Below are 19,147 nucleotides of genomic sequence, written 5' to 3' on the forward strand. Positions count from 1 at the left end.
TACGTTCCTCACCCGCGCCTACTCCGCCCGCACCCACCCACCCCCGGCTCAGCGCCGTGCATCCTCTTCCGGCTATCGCCGGTGCTTCCGGCTGCCGCCGGACTGTGCGCGCTGCCGCGCGGTGAGTGCCATGTGCTGCCGCCGACTTGTGTCGACGAGACAACCGGCGGTCGTGGCGGCGCGGCCCGGATCGTGAGCCGGGTGGGCTGTGGATACCGGAGCGGGCTGTGGATAAAGGTGTGTCAGCTCCACGGAGCGCATCTGCGAGCTCTCCCGCTGAAGGCGGCTCGCCTGGCGGATGCAGGTGGCCCGGCGGCGGATTCGGACGAGCCGTTCGCTCCGGCGAGCGTGGTCGCGCGTGGCGATAAGCCCGTAGTCGACCGCGGGCGGTAGCCCGCAAACGGCCGGCGGTAGCCGGCAAGGTCCGGCGGGAGCCGGATGCCCCGGCGATAGCCGGAAGGGATGCACGGCGCTGAGCCGGGGGTGGGCGGGTGCGCGCGTAGTGGGCGCGCTGAGGAGCGGAGCGACGAAGGAAGCGTCCGCGTAGCCCGCGGGGGACTCCTGCGGCTACAGCTTGCGCAAGGTGTGGAGCGCGTCGATGGCGTGGTTGATCAAGTAGTTCGCGTCGTACGGGCGGTCGGCTTCAGGCAGCCCGGACCACTCGATCGCGAGGTCTTCGGCGTACGAGAGCCAGGCATGAATCCGCAGGTAATCCAGCGACGTCGGCTCGTCGGCGACCTCGGGGGTGCCGATGTACGTCAACACCCGCTTCGTAAGCCCAGCACGAGTCTCGTCGTACACCTCGACCGCGAAGTCATCCCCACCAGCAGCACCCCGCACGAACGAGATGTACGCCGTACGACGCCGCTCGATGAACGCGACGAACTGCGTCAGCATCTCCCGGAGCTGTTCCTCCGGTGGAAGGGACTCGTCAGGCTTGGTGACCCGGAGGAGCCGCCGCCCGGCCGCGGAGATGACGGCGACGTAGTAGTCGCGTTTGCTCGGAAAGTAATGGAACAACAGACCGCGCGAGATCCCGGCCTGGCCGGCGATGGCATCGATCGACAGCTCGTGGATCGGTTGGGTCCGCAGCATCATCAGGCCGATCTTGACCAGTTGCTTCTTGCGGTCGTCCGCCGACAGCCGGTGATCCATGCTATTGAGCATTGCTTAGAAGCTGAGCTACGGTCAAGGCGAGGAGAGGAGTCTTGATGGGGTTCGAACCTTCGGCCCGGGCTCAGGATCTGGTCGCGCGGGTGGACGCCTTCCTGCGGACCGAGATCGAGCCGGTCGAGGCGGAGCTGCACACCGCGATCCGTACCGCCGGTGACCCGTGGCAGCCGCAACCGATGATCAAGGACCTGCAGGCGAAGGCGCGCGACGCCGGTCTGTGGAACCTGTTCCTGCCACCCGCCGAGCCGGGCAACGAGCAGTACGGCGAAGGCCTCAGCAACCTCGACTACGCCCCGATCGCCGAGCTCACCGGCCGGTCGTTCATTGCGCCGTACATCTTCAACTGCAACGCGCCGGACACCGGCAACATGGAGGTCCTGCTCCGCTACGGCACCGACGAGCAGAAGAAGCAGTGGCTGGAGCCGTTGCTCGACGGCACGATCCGGTCCGCGTTCTGCATGACCGAGCCGGACGTCGCGTCCTCCGACGCCACCAACATGGAGGCGACCGCTGTCGTCGACGGCGACGAGGTCGTGATCAACGGCCGCAAGTGGTGGAGCACGGGCGTCGGCCACCCGGACTGCCAGCTCCTCATCTTCATGGGCCTGACCGATCCCGACGCCCACCGGTACGCGCGCCACACGATGGTCCTCGTCCCGCGCGACACTCCGGGCGTCAAGGTCGAGCGTCTCCTACCCGCCATGCACAGGTACGACGAACCGCACGGCCACGGCGAGGTCTCGTTCACCGAGGTCCGCGTCCCGGCGTCGAACATCCTCATGGGACCGGGCCGCGCGTTCGAGATTGCCCAGGGCCGTCTCGGTCCGGGCCGCGTCCATCACTGCATGCGGCTGATCGGCCTTGCGGAGAAGGCCCTCGAGCTCGCCCTGCAACGAGGAACCAGCCGTACGGCGTTCGGCAAGCCGCTCGTGAACCTCGGCGGCAACCGCGAGCGGATCGCCGACGCGCGGATCGCGATCAACCAGGCACGCTTGCTCGTGCTGCAAACGGCGTACCTGCTCGACACGGAAGGGCTCGCGGGTGCGTTGAGCGAGGTGAGTCAGATCAAGGTCGCCGTACCGCGAATGGCGCAGGACGTCATCGACATGGCGATCCAGTTGCACGGCGGCGGCGGGCTGTCCGACGACTTCCCGCTCGCGGCCGCGTGGACGAGTGCGCGCGCGTTGCGACTGGCCGACGGGCCCGACGAGGTGCATCGTGGGGTGATCGCGAGGATCGAGCTCGCGTCGTACCTGTCTGCTGTTCAGGAGGGCAAGTGAGCCGAGTCCTCGTCACCGGCGGCGCGAGTGGTCTGGGCGCCGCACTGGTTTCCCAGTTTGTTGCTGAGGGCCACCAAGTCCTGACCACCGACGTCGGCGAGGACGGCGAGGGTACGGCGTACCTCAAGCTCGACGTCCGCCGGCCGGAGGACTGGGATGCCGCCGTCGCCTGGTGCGAGCAGAACTGGGGCGGCCTCGACATCCTGGTGAACAACGCCGGGATCGCGACCGGCGGCAGGATCGACGTCGAGACGCTGGACGAGTGGGACCGGGTCGTCGACATCAACCTGATGGGTGTGGTGCGCGGCTGCCGTGCGTTCGCGCCGCTGTTCAAGCGGCAGCGCTCGGGTCACATCGTGAACACCGCGTCCGCGGCCGGGCTGGTCCACCCGCCGATGATGAGCTCGTACAACACGGTCAAGGCCGGCGTGGTCGCGCTGTCGGAGACGTTGTCGCACGAGCTCTATCCGTACGGCGTGACCGTGTCCGTGGTCTGTCCGTCGTTCTTCCGGACCAATCTCGCCGACTCGATCCGCGGCGCGGACAGTGCGATGGGCGCGACCGCGCGGCAGTTGATCGAGAAGGCGCCGCGGTCCGCGGACGACATCGCAACCGCCGTACTCGCGGGGATCAAGAAGAAGCAGTTCCTGATCATCCCCGATCGGCCGGCCGCGATGGCCTGGCGTACGAAGCGGTTCGCGCGGCCGCTGTACAACCGGCAGATGCGCAAGATCGCGGAGCGTGCCCGGCAGCGGGCCGAGACGTCGAATGGGTGATGCCGCGCGGGCGGTCCGGGACGAGGACGCGTTCGACGTACCCGCCGTCGACGCGTGGTTGCGGCAGCGGACGAAGCTGCCGGACGCCCTGCCCGAGGTGAAGCAGTTCACCAGTGGCGCGTCCAACCTGACCTACCTGTTGGGCTATCCAGGCCGCGACCTGATCCTGCGTCGGCCGCCGGCGGGGACGAAGGCGAAGAGCGCGCACGACATGGGCCGCGAGTACCGGATCCAGGCTGGCCTCAAGCCGGTGTTCCGGTACGTCCCGGAGATGGTTGCCCATTGCAACGACGATGCGGTGATCGGTTCCGAGTTCTACGTGATGGAGCGGGTCGCGGGCACGATCCCCGGGCACCACAAGCTCGGCGTCGATCTGACTCCGGAGCAGACCAGGCAGCTCGGCTTCACATTGATCGACACGCTCGCCGAGCTGCACGCCGTCGACCCTGCCGCGGCCGGGCTGTCCGATCTCGGTCGCGGTGCGGGGTACGTCGAACGCCAGGTCACCGGCTGGTCCGACCGGTACCGCAAGGCGAAGACCTGGAACGTGCCCAGCTACGAGCGCGTGATGGAGTGGCTCGCGGCGAACCAGCCGGCCGACGTACGGACGTGCGTTATCCACAACGACTTCCGCCTCGACAACGTTGTACTCGCGCTCGACGATCCGCTGCAGGTGGTCGGCGTGCTCGATTGGGAGCTGGCGACGCTCGGCGATCCGCTGATGGATCTCGGCAGCGCGCTCGCGTATTGGGTGCAGGCCGACGACGACTGGGCTTTCCGCCGGTTCCGGCTGCAGCCCTCCGACGTACTCGGGATGCTGACCCGCGACGAGATCGTGGAGTACTACGCGAAGCGGTCGGGGATCGTGGCGGACAACTGGGCGTTCTACGAGGTGTTCGGGCTGTTCCGGCTGGCGGTGATCGCGCAGCAGATCTACTACCGCTACCACCACAAGCAGACCCGGAACCCGCGGTTCAAGAACTTCTGGCTCCCGGTAAACCTGCTCGAGCGGCGGTGCCGCCGCATCATCCGGCAGGCGTAGATGGCGGTGATCTATCTGATCCGGCATGCGCAGGCGTCGTTCGGCGCCCGCGACTACGACAAGCTGTCATCGCTGGGTGAGCAGCAGGCTGCACGGCTAGGCGAGACGCTCTCGGACGTGAAGCCGGATCTTGTGGTTGCCGGTTCGATGCGCAGGCATGAGCAGACGGCGACGCTCGCTGGATTCACGGCTGAGGTCGACAACGGGTACGACGAGTTCGACCACGAGCAGGTGATCATCGCGCACAAACCGGCGTACCGCGTGCGGCCGGTGATGCTCGCGGATCTGGCGCGGACCGGGAACCCACAGCGGGCGTTCCAGGACATGTTCACCGCGGCGACGCAGCGGTGGATCGATGGTGGCGACGGGTACAGCGAGAGCTTTGCGGGGTTCTGCGAGCGGTCCGAGTCGGCGGTACGGCGTACTGCCGAGCGACTCGGGAAGGGTGGAACGGCGTTGGTGTTCACGTCGGGCGGGCCGATCGCGGCCGTGGTGAGCCGGCTGCTGTCCGGCGGGGACGGGCTGTGGGCGAAGCTGAACCCGGTGACGATCAACACGGCGATCACCAAGGTCGTGTCCGGGCGGGGTGGGCTGACCGTGGTGAGCTACAACGAGCATGTCCACGTCGGCGCTGAGATGCTCTCCTATCGATAAGGATCGCGATGCGACGGAACATCCTGATCACGGGTGCCAGTTCGGGGCTCGGTGCGGAGATGGCGCGGCAGTTCGCCGCGAAGGGGCACAATCTGGCGCTGACTGCACGCCGTACGGAGCGGTTGGAGGCGTTGCAGGGTGAGGTGGCCTCGCGTTATCCACAGGTCCAGGTAGTTATCCACAGCTTGGATGTGAACGATCACGACCAGGTGTTCGAGGTGTTCCGCAAGATCGACGCCGAGCTGCCGCTGGACCGGATCATCGTCAACGCCGGCCTCGGCAAGGGCGCGTCGCTCGGCACCGGCCGCTTCGACGCGAACCGTCAGACGGCGCTGACCAACTTCGTCGGTGCCCTCGCTCAGGCGGAGGCGGCCATGGAGCTCTTCCGTTCCCGGAACGCCGGGCACCTGGTCTTCATCTCGTCGATCTCGGGGCTGCGCGGGCTGCCGAAGACGGTGACGACGTACGCCGCGACCAAGGCCGGGATCGCCTCACTCGCCGAGGGGCTGCGGATGGAGTTGCTCGGGAAGCCGATCAAGGTCAGCACGATCTATCCCGGCTACATCCGCTCCGAGATGAACGAGCATGTGGCGAACACCCCGCTGATCGTGGACACCGAGCCCGGCGTACGGGCGATCGTCGCCGCGATCGAGTCCGAGAAGTCGAAGGCGTACGTGCCGGCGTGGCCGTGGGCGCCGCTGGCTCAAGGTGATGCGGTTCGCCCCACTCGCCGTACTGAAGAGGATGCTGTGAAGCGTCACCGGGCTCTGACCTTCGAGATGTAGCGGCGATACCTGGGCTCGATCACCGGCTTGACCAGCAGGCGCAGGGGCAGCGGCAGGCCGGCGAGCATCAGGGTGCGCTCGTCGGCGTCGCAGTCCTCGAGAACCGCGCCGAACATCAACGGGAGCTGGTTCGGCCGCATCGCGCGCCGGGCGTGTTCGCCGAGCCGGGCCCACTCCGCGGGGGTGATGTGCTCCGCGACCAGTGGGAGGATCTCGGCCTCTTCCTCCGCGAGGTGCGTGAGTACGGCGGCGTTGATGGCGTCGAGGACCTGTGCCAACTCTTCGGCTGTGGACGTGTCCCAGGTCGGGAGGAGCCGTTCTGCCTCGGCGACCAACGTCGCGAGCTCGCTGTGCTGGGCCTCCATCCGCTTCGTCAGCTCAGCGCTGGACTCGACCCGGGTCGCGAGCAGCGGCCACAACTCCGCGTCCTCACCCTCGTGGTGGAAATGCAGCCCGTCGAGGACCAGTCGGGCATGGTCGGCGACGATCTTCCGCCGCTCGTGGTCGCCTTCCGGTACGCCGCGCACGTAGTCCGGCAGTACGGCGAACTCGCGGCGGAAAACGCGATGGACGACGAGCATCTCGCGAATGTCGGCCTGCTCGGTCGTGTTGATGCTGGTCATGCGACTCCCCACCCGGTCGGTCCTCCCCTTGACGTGAGAAGCGTAGGTGCGCGTCGTCTGCCGGCAATTGAACTCGCGAGGAACATCTCGCGCCTCGCTCCCCGCGTCCGGCGCTGCCGGAGAGGATGATGGACCGCATGCCTGCTGATGCTCAGAAGCGTTGGGGTCTGACTGTTCCGCTGACCGGGGTGCCGCTGCGGGATCATCGCGCGCTGATCTCGTCGTTGTTCGAGCTCGGGTATACGGATCTGTGGTCGGCGGAGGTGGCTGGGGCGGATGCGTTCACGCCGCTCGTGCTGGCGTCGGAGTGGGATCAGCGGTTGCGGCTCGGGACGGCCGTCGTACCGGTGCATACGCGGGGGCCGGCTGCGCTGGCGATGAGCGCGGCGGCGTTGGCGGATCTGGCGCCGGGGCGGTTCGTGCTCGGGATCGGGGCGTCGTCGGAGACGATCGTGACCGGGTGGAACGGGATCGCGTACGACCCGCCGTTCGCGCGGACCCGCGACGTACTGCGGTTTCTGCGGCAGGCGTTCGCCGGGGAGAAGGTGGACGGGTCGTTCGACAGCTTCACGATCAATCGCTTCCGGCTGGAGAAGGCGCCGGAGGTGCCGCCGGCTCTGATGCTCGCCGCGCTCCGGCCGCAGATGTTGCGGTTGGCGGCGCGGGAGGCCGATGGGGCGATCACGAACTGGTTGTCGGCGGACGATGTGCGCCAGGTGCGGGCTGAGCTGGGGGCTGACAAGGAGCTGGCTGCGCGGATCTTCGTATGCGTTACGGAGGATGCGGAGATGGCACGGAACATCGGGCGGTTCCTGATCGCGACGTACTTGACGGTGCCTGGGTACGCCGCTTTCCACGACTGGCTCGGGCGCGGTACGGCGATGAAACCCATGCGCGACGCGTGGGCCGCGGGCGACCGCAACGCCGCGATGGCCGCCGTACCCGTCGAGATCCTCGACGACCTGATCGTCCACGGCACCCCCGAACAATGCCGCACCCACATCAACCGCTACGTCGAGAACGGCCTGGACACCCCCATAATCGCCGCCCTCCCCACCGGCACCAACTTGGTAGACACAGCCCGAGCCCTCGCCCCCCACTAACCGACACCGCTCCGCGGCGGCTGTTTTGTTGGCCTCCTCCGGCGGCGGGCGCGGCGTCTTCGGGGAGCTGGTGATGTGCGCGAACGGAGCGGGTGGGTCCGTGGTCAGTTGGTGGTGGTTGATTTGGTGGTGATGGTGAAGGCTCGGATGCAGATCGGGTCCGGGGAGATTTGGCTGACTACCAGGAATCCGGTGACTGTTGCGCCTTTGGAGGTGCCGGACAGGGGGATGGTGAAGATGGGGGCGTGACCGGTGGGGGTGCCGGGGGTGAGTTTGGTGGGTGGGCCTACGAGGGTTTGCATCAGGAGTGGGATCACCTGTTGCGATTCCTTGCACGCGTACGCTGCGGCGCCCTTGGAGTTGTTGGCGTTCAGTTGGGCTACGAAGCGGCGGCCTAGGTCGGCGACGGAGGTTGCCGGGGGTGTCGACGTCGGCTTGGTCGCGGGAGTGCTCGGCTTTGTGGGCTTGGAGGCCGTGGGGTGAGTCGGCTTCGTCGCGGGCGGGGGTGCGACCGACTTACTCGGTGCGGGGTTCGACTTGGAGTCCTGGTGGTTGGCGACGAGGCGGTAGGCGAGTATGCCGACGGCGCCGATGGCAACGAAGATGAGGAGAACGATCAGCGCGATGATCAGGCCGGCTCGGCTTTTGCGAGGGGGTTGGCCGTACGGTGGGGCTGACTTGAAGTTGCTGGGTTGGGGTTGCCAGCTGTAGTTCGGGCCGGGCGGCGTTGAGCTCACGGGAATAGTGTGGCAGCGGGGTCAGCTCAAGCGGTGTTCTTTGAGCCACATCGTTGCGCGGCGGTTGGAGGCTCTCGAGAGCCAGGCGTCCTGGACGATCTCGGTGAGTTCCTGCTTCGAGATCTCGGGCAGTTGGCTGCCGCGGACGAGGACGGACGGGTGGCCGTCGAAGTGCGGTGTGGTGAAGAACGGGGTCGACTCGTCCGAGACCAGGGCAAGCTTCTCGTCCTCGGATTCGACCCAGATCATGATCACGTCGTCGTACTTCTCGCCGGTGTCCGGATCGACTGCGTCCGGTCGCGGCGTACGGAAGAAGACGAACGACTTCCCGCCGACCTGGTAGACGGGGCGATCGGTGCCGTCGTCGCGTTCCCACTTGGTGACGTGCGGCATCCCCGATGCGATCTCATGTACGTCGGCCACGCGGGCCTTCTTCGACGCCATTCGCAACCAGTCAGTGCGCGAGCGAGGTCAGGCGAACGCAGAGCGGACGGGTCGGCTGGTCCATGATGTCGACGGTACCCGCCAGCGGGACGCCGCCTTTCGTGGTGCCGGAGAACGGGACCGAGATCCGCGGGTAGTAGCTGCTCACCGAGGCGGCGGGTCCGCTGACCGCCAGCTTGGTCGGCGGGTCGATCATGACGATGAGTTGGCCGGCCAGCAGGTTCTTGCTGTCCGCACACGCGAGCGTGGTCGCGTGCTTCTGGTCGTTCGCGTTGAGGTACGCGAGGAACCTGGTGGCGAGCGTCGTGGCCTCGGTGAGGCGCGGGCCGCCGGGGGTCTCCGACGGTTGAGCAGACGGCTGCGCTGGGGCCGTCGGCCGGGCAGCCGCGGGGGACGGCGCGGTCGGACCGCCCGGGTCGTCACCACCCATGAGGCCGGGCAGGAGCAGCGCCACGACGCCGAGGAACACGATGATGCCGGCAGCCGCGATCACGACGTACAGCGTGGTCCGCGGACTCTTGCGACGCGGCGCGAAGCCGGGTGCGTATCCCCGCCCGTCCCAGGCCGGTCCGCCCGGGGGCTGTTGCTGCGAGCCACTGTTCTGCGGACCGGACGAGTACGGAGGCTGTGTCACCCGGACAGTGTGGCAGCCGCAGGGAGCCAGATCGTGAAGGTGGAGCCGGAGCCCAGCCGGCTGGTGACTGTGATCTTGCCGCCGTGCGCCTCGGCCAGGTGTTTGGTGATCGCCAACCCGAGCCCGCTTCCGCCGGTACTGCGACTTCGGGAGTGCTCGGCCCGGTAGAAGCGGTCGAACACATACGGCAGGTGCTCCTCGGCGATACCGGTGCCGTTGTCGGTGACGCTCAGGTTGTAGCCGTCGCCGACCCGCCGTACGCCGACCTGCACCTGGCCGCCCGGTGGTGTGTACCGGATCGCGTTGGAGACGAGGTTGCCAAGCGCCTGCCGAATGCGTGCGCTGTCGATGACTGCCGGCGTAGACGCAGAAGCTGTGGACGAAAGGGTGACAGAGGCCTCTTCCGCGGTGGGGCGGTGGGCGGCGACGACTTGCTGGGCGAGTTCGGTGAGATCGCGGGGAGCGGGGTGGAGGCGGAGCATGCCGGCATCGGCGAGCGCCAGGTCCTGAAGGTCGGCGACCAGATGCTCGAGTAGCTCAGTCTCTTCCAGCAACGACGTGACGAGCTCGCTGTCGAGCGGAACCACGCCGTCCTCGGACGCGACCAGATACCCCTTGATGTTGGCCAGCGGCGTACGCAGTTCGTGCGCGACGTCGCTCACCATCGCCTTCCGCTGGAAGTCGTGTCGCTGAATCGACTCGGCCATGTCGTTGAACGCGTGCCCGAGCCGCGCGACCTCGTCCTTCCCGCTCACCGGTACGCGCGCCGCATGATCCCCGTTCCGCATCCGCTGCGCCGCACCGGTCAACGCCACGATCGGCCGGACCAGCCGACGACCGGCGAAGATCATCACCAGCGCGGCGATCAGGAGTACGCCGAGCGCGGTCGCCGCCGTACGCAGCAAGCCCTCGCCGGAGAACACGTTGAACGTGCTCTTCGCGCCGAGATACAGCTTCGCCGGCGGAGCGACGTACGGCGTCAACGCCTGCACCCGCGCCTGCGTGGTGCAGTCGAGGAACTTGTCGGTGACGTCACCCTTGGCCTTCGGCTCGACCGACTTCAGGCCCTCGAAGTCGTTGACCAGGTACTTGATGCCCGCGGCATCGAGGCAGGCTGTCGCCCGGCGGATCTCGTCGTCGTTCACCACCTTCGCCTTGGCGCTCGGCGCATACAGCCCAGGCGGCGTGCACGCGTCGTCGTTCGCCGCGAGGCCCGGCTTCTCCATCACGCGGATCCCGGCGACCGACTGGGTGGACTCGATCATCACCTGTGGAACGCTGCCGGCCTTCGCGACGGTCGCGGACCTGCCTTTCGTCGCCCAGCACGCGACCGCCTTCTGGGCCAGCTGTTCGCGTTGCCGTTGCTCCTCGTCGGTCATGCCCCAATCGGGGGCGGCGACGAACGGCGGACTTGCCGTCGTCGCCACGAAGCCGCCCGTCGTCCCGGCGGCGAAAGTCTTACGGGCGGTGTAGACCGTCGCGTCCGACAGCGCGGCCAGCTTCGAGACGCCGCCGCCGCGTGCGTCGATGGTTGCTGCCGGCACCGATGGAAGTGCGGGTGCGGCGCCGAGCATCCGGGCCGAGTCGGCGATCACCGAGCCGTCGGCGGCGGTGACCGCGACCCGGCGGCCGAGCTTGTCGCCCAGCTCGTGCACGAGTTTGTCCACACCCGACCAGGTCGGGTGGTCCGCGGCGTACTTCGACAGCTGCCCGTAGATCTCGCCGTCGACCTGGAGCTGCCCGGTGTTCGCGTCGATCTCGCCCTGCAGTTTCTCGGAGGTGCTGTACGTCGCGATCAACGCGGTCGCGATCACGGCGCCCAGCGCGACCGCCAGCGACAGTCCGAGAAAGCGGACGAGCACGCTACGACGCATGGCTGGCCACCTTGTCGGCCAGCTTGTAGCCCACGCCGTACACCGTCTTCAGGTACGTCGGAACCGTGGACGGCTCGATCTTCTTGCGCAGGTTCATCACGTGGACGTCGACGGTGCGATCGAACACGTAGTGGTCGAAGCCGAACGCGTGCTCGAGCAACTGCTGCCGCGAGAACGCACGCCCCGGCGATGCGGCGAGACAGGCAAGGATCTTGAACTCTGCCGGCGTCAGCTCGATCGGCTCCCCGGCCAGCCGAACCTCGTGCCGGCTCGGGTCGATCTCCAGTTCGCCGACGCGGTACACCTCGCCCTCGGCGCGCACGCGGGTCCGCCGCAGTACGGTCCGCACCCGGGCGACGAGCTCGCGTGGGTTGTATGGCTTGGTCAGATAGTCGTCCGCGCCCAGGTCGAGCCCGAGCAGCAGGTCGTCTTCCGTCGAGCGGGCGGTCAGCATGATGATCGGTACCTCCCCGTCGGCACGCAGTACCCGGCAGACGTCCAGGCCGTCGACCTTCGGCATCATCACGTCGAGCACCAGCAGGTCCGGGCTGCGCCGGCGGGCCTCGTCGATCGCGGCCCGGCCGTCGTGGACGACGACGGTCAGGTGCCCCTCCCGCTCGAGATACCGCCGGATCAGCTCCGCCTGCTTCAGGTCGTCTTCCGCGACCAGGATCCGCGCTGGCATAGCCCTCAATGTCCCCGAAGTTGATGAGAATCCGATGAAGATCGGCTGAGAGCATCGGGTGCAAACCGGTCCTTCACAGGTTCTTCACTGCCGCGGCGGCACGCTCGACCGCCATGAAGACCTCACGAACTGCATCCGCGTTAGCGATCCTGGCCGTCCTCGCGGTGGCCGGCTGCGGGAACGACAAGGCACCGGTCGCGTCCGGCGACCAGAACGGCGACAAGAGCCCGCTGGCGGAGTACATGGGTGAAGGGTTCGTCAGTTCGTCCGGCGGTGGCGGGTTCAAGGTCGCGCTGCGGGCCGGTGGCGGGCAGCAGCCGAGCGAGGAGGAGCTGGCCAAGCAGCGTAAGGTCGAGGACGCGACCGCGGCCTGCATGAAGACGGCCGGCTTCGAGTACGTCGCCGTACCGCCGGAGCAGAACGCGAAGAGCAAGTTCACCGACGCGTTCAACCTGCCGCCGGACAAGTTCGCCCAGCAGTACGGGTACGGCATCAGCACGATCGACTGGTCCAAGGCCGGCGACGACGACACGAACCCGAACACCAAGATCCGCAACGCGCTCTCGCCGGCCGCGCAGAAGGCGTACGACAAGGCGCTGAACGGACCGAACGCGAACGGCAGCGGCGCGGTCGTGATCCAGGGCGGTGGCGACAGCCGGACCAACAGCGGCAAGCAGGATCTCGGCTGCCGGGGCAAGTCGGTCGAGCAGGTCTACGGCAAGGGCCAGGACCGGGCCGCGGACTTCAAGAAGTTCGACAGCCTGTTCAAGGACATCCAGGCGTTGCAGAAGCGGATCGACTCCGACCAGCGGGTCGTCGACGCGACCAGCGCGTGGTCCGACTGCATGGCCGACGCGGGGCATGCCGGATTCAAGAAGGTCGACGACCCGCGCACCAAGGTCCAGCAGAAGCTGGACGCGCTGACCGGGAGCACGCCGCCGGCCAAGGGCGGCCCGGGCAAGACCATCACCGGACCGCCGTCGTTCGACAAGGTCGACTCGGCCAAGCTGTCCGAGCTGCGCAAGTTCGAGATCGACCTCGCGGTGGCCGACCAGAAGTGCAAGGCCAAGGGGTACGACGACGCATACAAGAAGGTGCAGTACGACGCCGAGAAGGAGTTCGTCGACCAGCACAAGGCCGAGCTCGAGTCGTACCGTGACGAGATGGCGAACCGGTGACCGCTTCGCCCAAGTCCCGTCGCCGGGTCCTCGTCAGCGTGGCCGGGATAGCCGTGGCCTCGCTCGGTGTCGGCGTGGTCGCGGGCAGCCGGATCAGCTCGCCGGAGGACGCGGCCGCGAAGACCGCGCCGCCGAAGGCCTCCCAGATCACCGTGCCGGTGGCGAAGAGGGCGCTGTCGAGCAAGGTGGTCGGCCGCGGTGACGCCTCGTTCGACGGCGCGGTGAACATCCGGGTCGAGACGAGCGGGCTCAGTACGCCGGCGATCGTGACCGGGAAGGTGCCGGCCGTCGGGTCGACGATCACGGAGGGCAAGGCGCTGCTCGAGATCACCGGGCGGCCGGTGATCGGGCTGGCCGGCGTACTGCCGATGTATCGGACGCTCTCGCCCGGGAGCAAGGGACCGGACGTGCTGCAACTGGAGCAGACCCTCGACCGGCTCGGGCTCGACCCGGGGACCGTCGACGACGAGTACGACCTCGACACGTCCGCCGCCGTGGAGCGGCTGTACGAGGAGGCCGGGTACGACGCACCCGAGCCGGACAAGCAGCTGACCCAGGAAGTGGACGCCGCGAAGAAGCAGGTCGACGCCGCGAAGAAGCAGCTGCGGCAGGCGCAGGCTCAGCTCAAGGCCGCCAAGGACGCGAAGGCGAAGGACACGTCGGTGCAGCAGGGCGCCGTCGACGACGCCGAGGCGAACCTCGCCGACGCCCAGGACGCGCGGAGCGAGGCCGAGTTCAAGGCCGGTACGCCGCTGCCGGTCGCCGAGGTGGTCTACGTGAAGACGCTGCCGCGCCGGGTCGACGACGTGAAGGTCGAGCGCGGCGGGACGGTGAACGGCGTGGTGATGTCGGCCAGCGGATCGTCCCTGGTCGTGACGTTGAAGGTCGACGCGGAGACGGCGCAGCGGTTGAAGGCCGGCATGGTCGCGTCGCTCGACCTCGACGGTACGGCGATCGCGGCGAAGGTCCGCCGGGTCGCGAAGAACGGCACGACGTACGACGTCGTGGTCGCGCCGAACACGCTGACCGCGAGCCAGCTGGCGCTGCTGCGGGACGCGAACGTGCGGGTGACGATCCCGGTGAAGAGCACGAGCGGCAAGGTTCTCGCCGTACCGCTGGCCGCGTTGTCGTCCGGGTCGGACGGCAGCTCGCGGGTCGAAGTACTGCGGAACGGGCAGGTGGAGCTGGTACCTGTCACGGTCGGGCTGTCCGCGGACGGGTTCGCGCAGGTCACGCCGAAGGGCGACGCGAAGTTGTCCGACGGCGACCAGGTGGTGGTCGGGAAATGAGCGCGACCGCGGTGGCTCTGCCCGCGCCGGTCGTCGAGATGATCGGCGTACGGCGGTTCTTCGAGGGGCCGCCCGAGGTGCGGGCGATCAACGGGGTCGATCTGACCATCGGGCAGGGGGAGTACCTGTCGATCGTCGGGCCGTCCGGGTCGGGGAAGTCGACGCTGCTGCATCTGCTCGGACTGCTCGACAACCCGACGGGCGGGGTCTATCGGCTCGACGGTGTGGACACGATGAGCCTGCGCGAGCGGCGTCGCGCCGTACTGCGGGGGGAGCGGATCGGGTTCGTGTTCCAGTCGTTCCATCTGCTCGATCACCGGACCGTGCTGGAGAACGTGGCGCTGTCGATGGTGTACGTCGGGGTGCCGCGCCGGGAGCGATTGGCCCGCGCGCGCGTCGCGTTGGAGCGGGTGGGATTGGCGCATCGGATGGAGTTCGCGCCGACGACGCTCTCCGGTGGTGAGCGGCAGCGGGTCGCGATCGCTCGGGCCCTGGTCGCTGAACCAAGCCTGCTGCTGGCGGACGAACCGACCGGCAATTTAGACAGCGCCAACGCGGAGGCGATCCTGCAAGTGTTCGACGAACTGCATTCCGAAGGCATGACGCTGGCCGTCATCACCCACGACGCCGAGGTCAGCCGCCGGGCCCAACGCCAGGTCCGCATCGTCGACGGAACCCTCCAGTGGTAACCCAAGCAGGCCCCCCGGATCCCGCCGGCGGGCCGTCCACCCCACCCGGCGCCGGGCCCTCCATCCGCCCCGGCGCCGGGGCGCCGCCGGGCCGGCGGCGCGCACGTCCGCGCGTCGCACTCGCGCGGCTCATCGGGCGCACCTCTCACACCCACCACGCCCCGCCCCACCCGCCACGGCCCCGGCGAAGATCCCGTCCCGCCGTGCGGGACCTGCTGGACGAAGCGTTGGCGGGTGTCGCCGCTCGTCCTACCCGGCTGATCCTCACGACGCTGGGGACAGTGCTCGGCGTCGCCGCGTTGGTTGGAACTGTGGGCCTAGGGCAAACAGCCGCCGGGCAGATCACGCAGCGGTTCGACCTGGCTGCGGCAACCCGCGTCGTCGTACAACCGGACGACAAAGGCGGCCAGGAAGGCGAGGCAGCAACCCAACTCCCATGGGACGCACCCGACCGCATCAAACGGCTCAACGGAGTAGAAGCAGTCGGCACCGTCAGCAACCTGGAGATCGGCGACGACCTCGTCCAGAACGTCACCGGCCTCGACAATGGCGCCGGCAAAGCCCTGCAGGTGATGGCCGGTTCAGCCGGCCTCTGGGACGCCGTACGCGCGACTCTCCAAACAGGCAGGTTCTTCGACGCCGGCCACGACCAGCGCGCCGACAAAGTGGTTGTCCTCGGCAAACATGCGGCCGAGCGGTTGGGAATCAACCGCGTCGACTCCCAACCCGCGGTCTTCATCGGCGACGAGCCGTACACGGTGATAGGCATCCTCGACTCCGTCAGCGGCCGCGCCGAGCTCAACGACGCGGTGATCATGCCGAACGGCGCCGCCCGCAACGCCTACAACCTGGAATCCCCGGACGCAGTCGAGATCCGTACGGCGGTGGGCGCCGCGCAACTGATCGCGGAACAAGCACCGATAGCGATCGAACCCAACAACCCGAGCACGCTGCGCGTCGACGCGCCGCCCAAACAAGGCGCCGTACGCAAAGGCGTCGAGTCCGACCTCAACGCGCTCTTCCTGCTGCTAGGCGCCGTCGCACTCCTCGTCGGCGGTCTGGGCATCGCCAACGTCACCCTGCTGTCAGTCCTGGAACGCATCTCGGAGATCGGCCTGCGAAGAGCCTTGGGAGCGGCACGAAGACATATCGCGGTTCAGTTCCTGGTCGAGAGCGTGATCGTCGGGTTCCTCGGCGGATTGCTCGGTACGGCGGTCGGCGTGATCCTCACCGTGAGCGTGTCGTGGATCCGGGACTGGACACCGATCCTCGACAACCGGCTGGCGTTCGGTTCACCCCTGCTGGGTGCGTTCATCGGTCTGGTCGCCGGCACGTATCCCGCCTGGAAGGCCTCCGCCATCCAGCCCATCACTGCGCTTCGAGGCACGTGAGTAGAGCAGCGCGGTGACCGCGAACCCGACCACGATCAGAGCGAGCACAGCGTAGGACTTCCCGCTGTCGGGCAGGATCGCCGCGCCGAGTGCGGCCGCGGAGACCTGCCCGACGTTGAAGATCATGTCGTAGAGCGAGAACACCCGACCGCGGTACACGTCGTCGATGCCTGTCTGTACGAGGGTGTCGACGCTGATCTTGACGCCCTGCGCGCAGAACCCGGTGAGGAATCCGCCGAGCACCAGCGCGGGCTTGGTGTAGAACCCGATCGGTACGGCGCTCACGACTGCCGCGGCCACGAACAACCAGGTGATCCACTGCCGCAGCGACATCACGCGCGTACCCCAGGGCGTGACGAGCGCGGCGACGAACAGCCCGGCTCCGACCGCGCCGGTCGCGATCGCCAGTGCACCGAACGCTTGATCCAGCTGACCGGGGCCGTAGAAGTAGTTGCGGTACAGCAGGATCATCGAGACCGTCATCAGCCCGAAGAAGAACCGGAGCGAACCGATCGCGGCGAGTCCGAGCGCTGGTTGCGGGCGTGACTTCAGGTGCCGGGCGCCGTCGATCAGGCCGGCCGCGATGGTGCGGAGCGCTTCGCCGATGCTGGGCTCGTCGCCGTTCAGGTCCGGGCCGAGTTGGTCGCGCCGCAGCCGGAGGGCGAGAAATGCGGCGGCGGTGTAGATGACGACGGTCAGCGCGAGGACGGTCAGGTCGGAGTCGACGAGCAGCTTCACCCCGGCGCCGACACCGCCACCGATGAGGAAGAACGCCGTACCGCTGGTCGGGGTGACTGCGTTGGCCATCACCAGCTCGTCGCGCTCGACGACGTGCGGGAGGCCGGCGGACAGTCCGGACAGGAGGAAGCGGTTGACGCCGAGCGTGAGCAGCACGGCGACGTAGAACAGCACGCCGGCGTTGTCGGCCGCGACTATCGCGCCGACGCCGATGACGAGGACGGCGCGGGTCAGGTTCGCGGCGAACAGGATCTGCCGGCGTGACCATCGATCCAGGAGTACGCCGGTGAACGGGCCGAGGATCGAGTACGGCAGCAGCGCGACCGCGAACAGCCCGGCGATCGCTGCCGCGTCAGGCGCCCGCTCCGGCGAGAACAACACGTACGACGCCAGCGCCACCTGGAACACGCCGTCGCCGAACTGCGACGTGAGCCGCACCGCAAACAGCCGCCGGAAATCGCGACGCTGCAGCAACGTCCACAAATCCCGGAGAAACCGCACGCCTGCACTGTAACCGCACTACATGTCGCGCCCGGACTAGTCGGTTTGATGCAAGCGTTGGGCTGCGGTGTCGGTGCGTTGGCTGACCGGCTGGACGCCCTTGACGCGGCCCAGACCGAACAGGGGCATGTTTCCGTAGATGGTTTCGGTGTTGCCGGCCGGTACGACGTACGTCTCGTGCCAGATGCCGACCGCGCCGCCCTTGAACGACTTGCGGAAGTACTCGACCCAGGCCGGCCGGTGCGTGCGGTTCGTGTCGCCGGCGAATGCCTGGAGTTTCTCGACCGATTCCCAGTACTGGATCAGCGTGATTCCGCGCCACGTCGGCAGCGTCCGGAACCCGAGCAGGCCGCTTTCCTTGTCCTTCATCAACTCGGTCAGCATCGGCCCCATCGCCTTCGCCACCGGCAGCCACTCGCGGACCTTGAACACCGAGTTGACCCGCATCCCGATCAGGAAGACGACCACCTCCCCGTCGTACGCCGCGGTCTGCCGCCCCTCGATCACGTCACCCATGCCGCCACCCCTCACCCTTTGGAAGACAGTCTCAATTCAATCCTCTGTAAAGGCCATCGGCGGACGCGCCGGAGCTGGTGGCAAGAGCACTCCGGAGCGATAGTGTCGTTCTGCCGGGTGTCACGGTCCGTCGTGCACCGGTTACGATGGCTCTTCAGTTCTGAGCGCTGCGCGGATGGGAATTTCATGGCTGAATCGCAGGATGCCGACGTCGACCCGCGGATGTACGAGCAGCTGAAGCTCGACCGGCCGCACGGCGCTCGGGTGTACGACTACTTCCTGGGCGGGAAGGACAACTTCGCGATCGACCGGCAGGCCGCCGAGCACTTGCTCCAGGCGTTCCCCGGCTTCCGCACCGCCGCCCTCTCGAACCGGATGTGGATGCACCGCGCGGCCAAGTTCGCCGCCGAGCAGGGCATCACCCAGTTCCTCGACGTCGGTACCGGTATCCCGACCAGCCCGAACCTGCACGAGGTCGTCCAGGAGATCACTCCCGCGGCGCACGTGGTGTACGCCGACAACGACCCGATCGTGCTCGCGCACTCCCGCGCGCTGCTGGTCAGCAAGCCGGAGGGCAAGACGGCGTACCTCGAGGCCGACGTCACCGACCCGCAGGCGATCCTGGCGTCCGACGAGGTCAAGGAGCTGATCGACTTCGACAAGCCGGTCGCGCTCAGCATCGTCGGTGTCTTCCACTACCTGCCCGACGCGCTGAAGCCGTACGACCTGGTCCGCCAGCTCGTCGAGCCGCTGGCGCCCGGATCGCTGCTGATCTTCTCGCACTGCACGCCGGACTTCGCGCCGGAGCTGTGGGAGCGGGCGATGGTGGTCTACAAGGCCGACGGCGGTGACGCGCAGGTCCGCTCGAAGGAAGAGGTCACCCGCTTCTTCGAGGGCACCGAGCTGATCGAGCCCGGCGTCGTGTCGCCGTTCCGGTGGTACCCGGACGACGAGACCCAGCGCCTGGTCGACAAGGGCGAGTTCACCGACATCATGTGCAGCCTGTGGGTCGGAGTCGGCCGCAAGCCGTAGTCC

General features: G+C 67.9%; 20 protein-coding genes. 11 read left to right on the plus strand and 9 right to left on the minus strand.

Features of this window, described 5'->3' with window-relative positions:
- Positions 1-567: 567 nt before the first annotated feature.
- Complete coding sequence (locus FDA38_RS21785; RefSeq protein ID WP_233714842.1) at positions 568-1,155, minus strand: TetR/AcrR family transcriptional regulator; 588 nt, start codon at positions 1,153-1,155, stop codon at positions 568-570.
- A 56-nt stretch (positions 1,156-1,211) separates the two neighbouring features.
- Here FDA38_RS21785 and FDA38_RS21790 point away from each other — a divergent pair, with 56 nt between their 5' ends.
- From FDA38_RS21790 to FDA38_RS21810, 5 genes are read left to right on the plus strand one after another with little or no spacing between them, the layout of a single operon-like run.
- Complete coding sequence (locus tag FDA38_RS21790) at positions 1,212-2,453, plus strand: acyl-CoA dehydrogenase family protein (RefSeq protein WP_137255936.1); 1,242 nt, start codon at positions 1,212-1,214, stop codon at positions 2,451-2,453.
- Positions 2,450-3,229, plus strand: coding sequence for an SDR family NAD(P)-dependent oxidoreductase (locus FDA38_RS21795; protein WP_137255937.1), 780 nt, complete (start codon positions 2,450-2,452; stop codon positions 3,227-3,229). Before FDA38_RS21790 ends, FDA38_RS21795 begins: the two co-directional genes overlap by 4 nt.
- Entirely contained in the window at positions 3,222-4,271 is a 1,050-nt protein-coding gene (locus tag FDA38_RS21800) for a phosphotransferase family protein (protein ID WP_137255938.1), read from the plus strand. The genes FDA38_RS21795 and FDA38_RS21800 overlap by 8 nt, the downstream gene beginning before the upstream one ends.
- Positions 4,272-4,925 (plus strand): histidine phosphatase family protein, encoded by a 654-nt coding sequence (locus FDA38_RS21805; protein ID WP_137255939.1) that lies wholly within the window; start codon positions 4,272-4,274, stop codon positions 4,923-4,925.
- An 8-nt stretch (positions 4,926-4,933) separates the two neighbouring features.
- The gene (locus FDA38_RS21810; protein ID WP_137255940.1) at positions 4,934-5,710 is read left to right on the plus strand and encodes an SDR family oxidoreductase; all 777 of its coding nucleotides are present in this window, start codon (positions 4,934-4,936) and stop codon (positions 5,708-5,710) included.
- Here FDA38_RS21810 and FDA38_RS21815 read toward each other — a convergent pair.
- Positions 5,683-6,333, minus strand: a complete 651-nt coding sequence (locus tag FDA38_RS21815; protein WP_137255941.1) for a hemerythrin domain-containing protein — start codon at positions 6,331-6,333, stop codon at positions 5,683-5,685. The two genes, FDA38_RS21810 and FDA38_RS21815, sit on opposite strands and share 28 nt — an antisense overlap.
- A 137-nt stretch (positions 6,334-6,470) precedes the next feature.
- Here FDA38_RS21815 and FDA38_RS21820 point away from each other — a divergent pair, with 137 nt between their 5' ends.
- A complete protein-coding gene (locus FDA38_RS21820; protein WP_137255942.1) occupies positions 6,471-7,436 on the plus strand; it encodes an LLM class F420-dependent oxidoreductase in 966 nt (321 codons plus the stop codon).
- Between the two features lie 104 nt (positions 7,437-7,540).
- Here FDA38_RS21820 and FDA38_RS42320 read toward each other — a convergent pair whose 3' ends face one another.
- The 5 genes from FDA38_RS42320 to FDA38_RS21845 are packed head-to-tail and all read right to left on the minus strand — an operon-like array spanning position 7,541 to position 11,810.
- Complete coding sequence (locus FDA38_RS42320) at positions 7,541-8,173, minus strand: hypothetical protein (protein ID WP_170989831.1); 633 nt, start codon at positions 8,171-8,173, stop codon at positions 7,541-7,543.
- 21 nt (positions 8,174-8,194) lie between these two features.
- On the minus strand, positions 8,195-8,596 hold the full coding sequence (locus tag FDA38_RS21830) for an MmcQ/YjbR family DNA-binding protein (protein WP_233714843.1): 402 nt from the start codon (positions 8,594-8,596) through the stop codon (positions 8,195-8,197).
- Positions 8,597-8,627: 31 nt separating this feature from the next.
- On the minus strand, positions 8,628-9,251 hold the full coding sequence (locus FDA38_RS21835; RefSeq protein WP_137255944.1) for a hypothetical protein: 624 nt from the start codon (positions 9,249-9,251) through the stop codon (positions 8,628-8,630).
- Positions 9,248-11,125, minus strand: coding sequence for a sensor histidine kinase (locus FDA38_RS21840; protein ID WP_137255945.1), 1,878 nt, complete (start codon positions 11,123-11,125; stop codon positions 9,248-9,250). Before FDA38_RS21840 ends, FDA38_RS21835 begins: the two co-directional genes overlap by 4 nt.
- Positions 11,115-11,810, minus strand: a complete 696-nt coding sequence (locus FDA38_RS21845) for a response regulator transcription factor (RefSeq protein ID WP_137255946.1) — start codon at positions 11,808-11,810, stop codon at positions 11,115-11,117. Before FDA38_RS21845 ends, FDA38_RS21840 begins: the two co-directional genes overlap by 11 nt.
- 113 nt (positions 11,811-11,923) lie before the next feature.
- Here FDA38_RS21845 and FDA38_RS21850 point away from each other — a divergent pair, with 113 nt between their 5' ends.
- From FDA38_RS21850 to FDA38_RS21865, 4 genes are all read left to right on the plus strand, one after another.
- Entirely contained in the window at positions 11,924-12,988 is a 1,065-nt protein-coding gene (locus FDA38_RS21850) for a hypothetical protein (protein WP_137255947.1), read from the plus strand.
- Entirely contained in the window at positions 12,985-14,277 is a 1,293-nt protein-coding gene (locus tag FDA38_RS21855; RefSeq protein ID WP_137255948.1) for a peptidoglycan-binding protein, read from the plus strand. Before FDA38_RS21850 ends, FDA38_RS21855 begins: the two co-directional genes overlap by 4 nt.
- The gene (locus tag FDA38_RS21860; RefSeq protein WP_137255949.1) at positions 14,274-14,966 is read left to right on the plus strand and encodes an ABC transporter ATP-binding protein; all 693 of its coding nucleotides are present in this window, start codon (positions 14,274-14,276) and stop codon (positions 14,964-14,966) included. The genes FDA38_RS21855 and FDA38_RS21860 overlap by 4 nt, the downstream gene beginning before the upstream one ends.
- Positions 14,967-15,169: 203 nt before the next feature.
- Positions 15,170-16,357 (plus strand): ABC transporter permease, encoded by a 1,188-nt coding sequence (locus FDA38_RS21865; RefSeq protein ID WP_233714844.1) that lies wholly within the window; start codon positions 15,170-15,172, stop codon positions 16,355-16,357.
- Here FDA38_RS21865 and FDA38_RS21870 read toward each other — a convergent pair.
- Positions 16,259-17,596, minus strand: coding sequence for an MFS transporter (locus FDA38_RS21870; RefSeq protein ID WP_137255950.1), 1,338 nt, complete (start codon positions 17,594-17,596; stop codon positions 16,259-16,261). The two genes, FDA38_RS21865 and FDA38_RS21870, sit on opposite strands and share 99 nt — an antisense overlap.
- A 36-nt stretch (positions 17,597-17,632) precedes the next feature.
- Complete coding sequence (locus FDA38_RS21875; RefSeq protein ID WP_137255951.1) at positions 17,633-18,112, minus strand: DUF4188 domain-containing protein; 480 nt, start codon at positions 18,110-18,112, stop codon at positions 17,633-17,635.
- Positions 18,113-18,298: 186 nt separating this feature from the next.
- On the opposite strand from FDA38_RS21875, the gene FDA38_RS21880 reads away from it, so the two are divergent.
- Positions 18,299-19,144, plus strand: a complete 846-nt coding sequence (locus FDA38_RS21880) for an SAM-dependent methyltransferase (RefSeq protein ID WP_233714845.1) — start codon at positions 18,299-18,301, stop codon at positions 19,142-19,144.
- The last annotated feature ends 3 nt before the right edge of the window (positions 19,145-19,147 follow it).

The organism is Kribbella jiaozuonensis, assembly GCF_005233875.1.
Classification (GTDB): Bacteria; Actinomycetota; Actinomycetes; order Propionibacteriales; family Kribbellaceae; genus Kribbella; species Kribbella jiaozuonensis.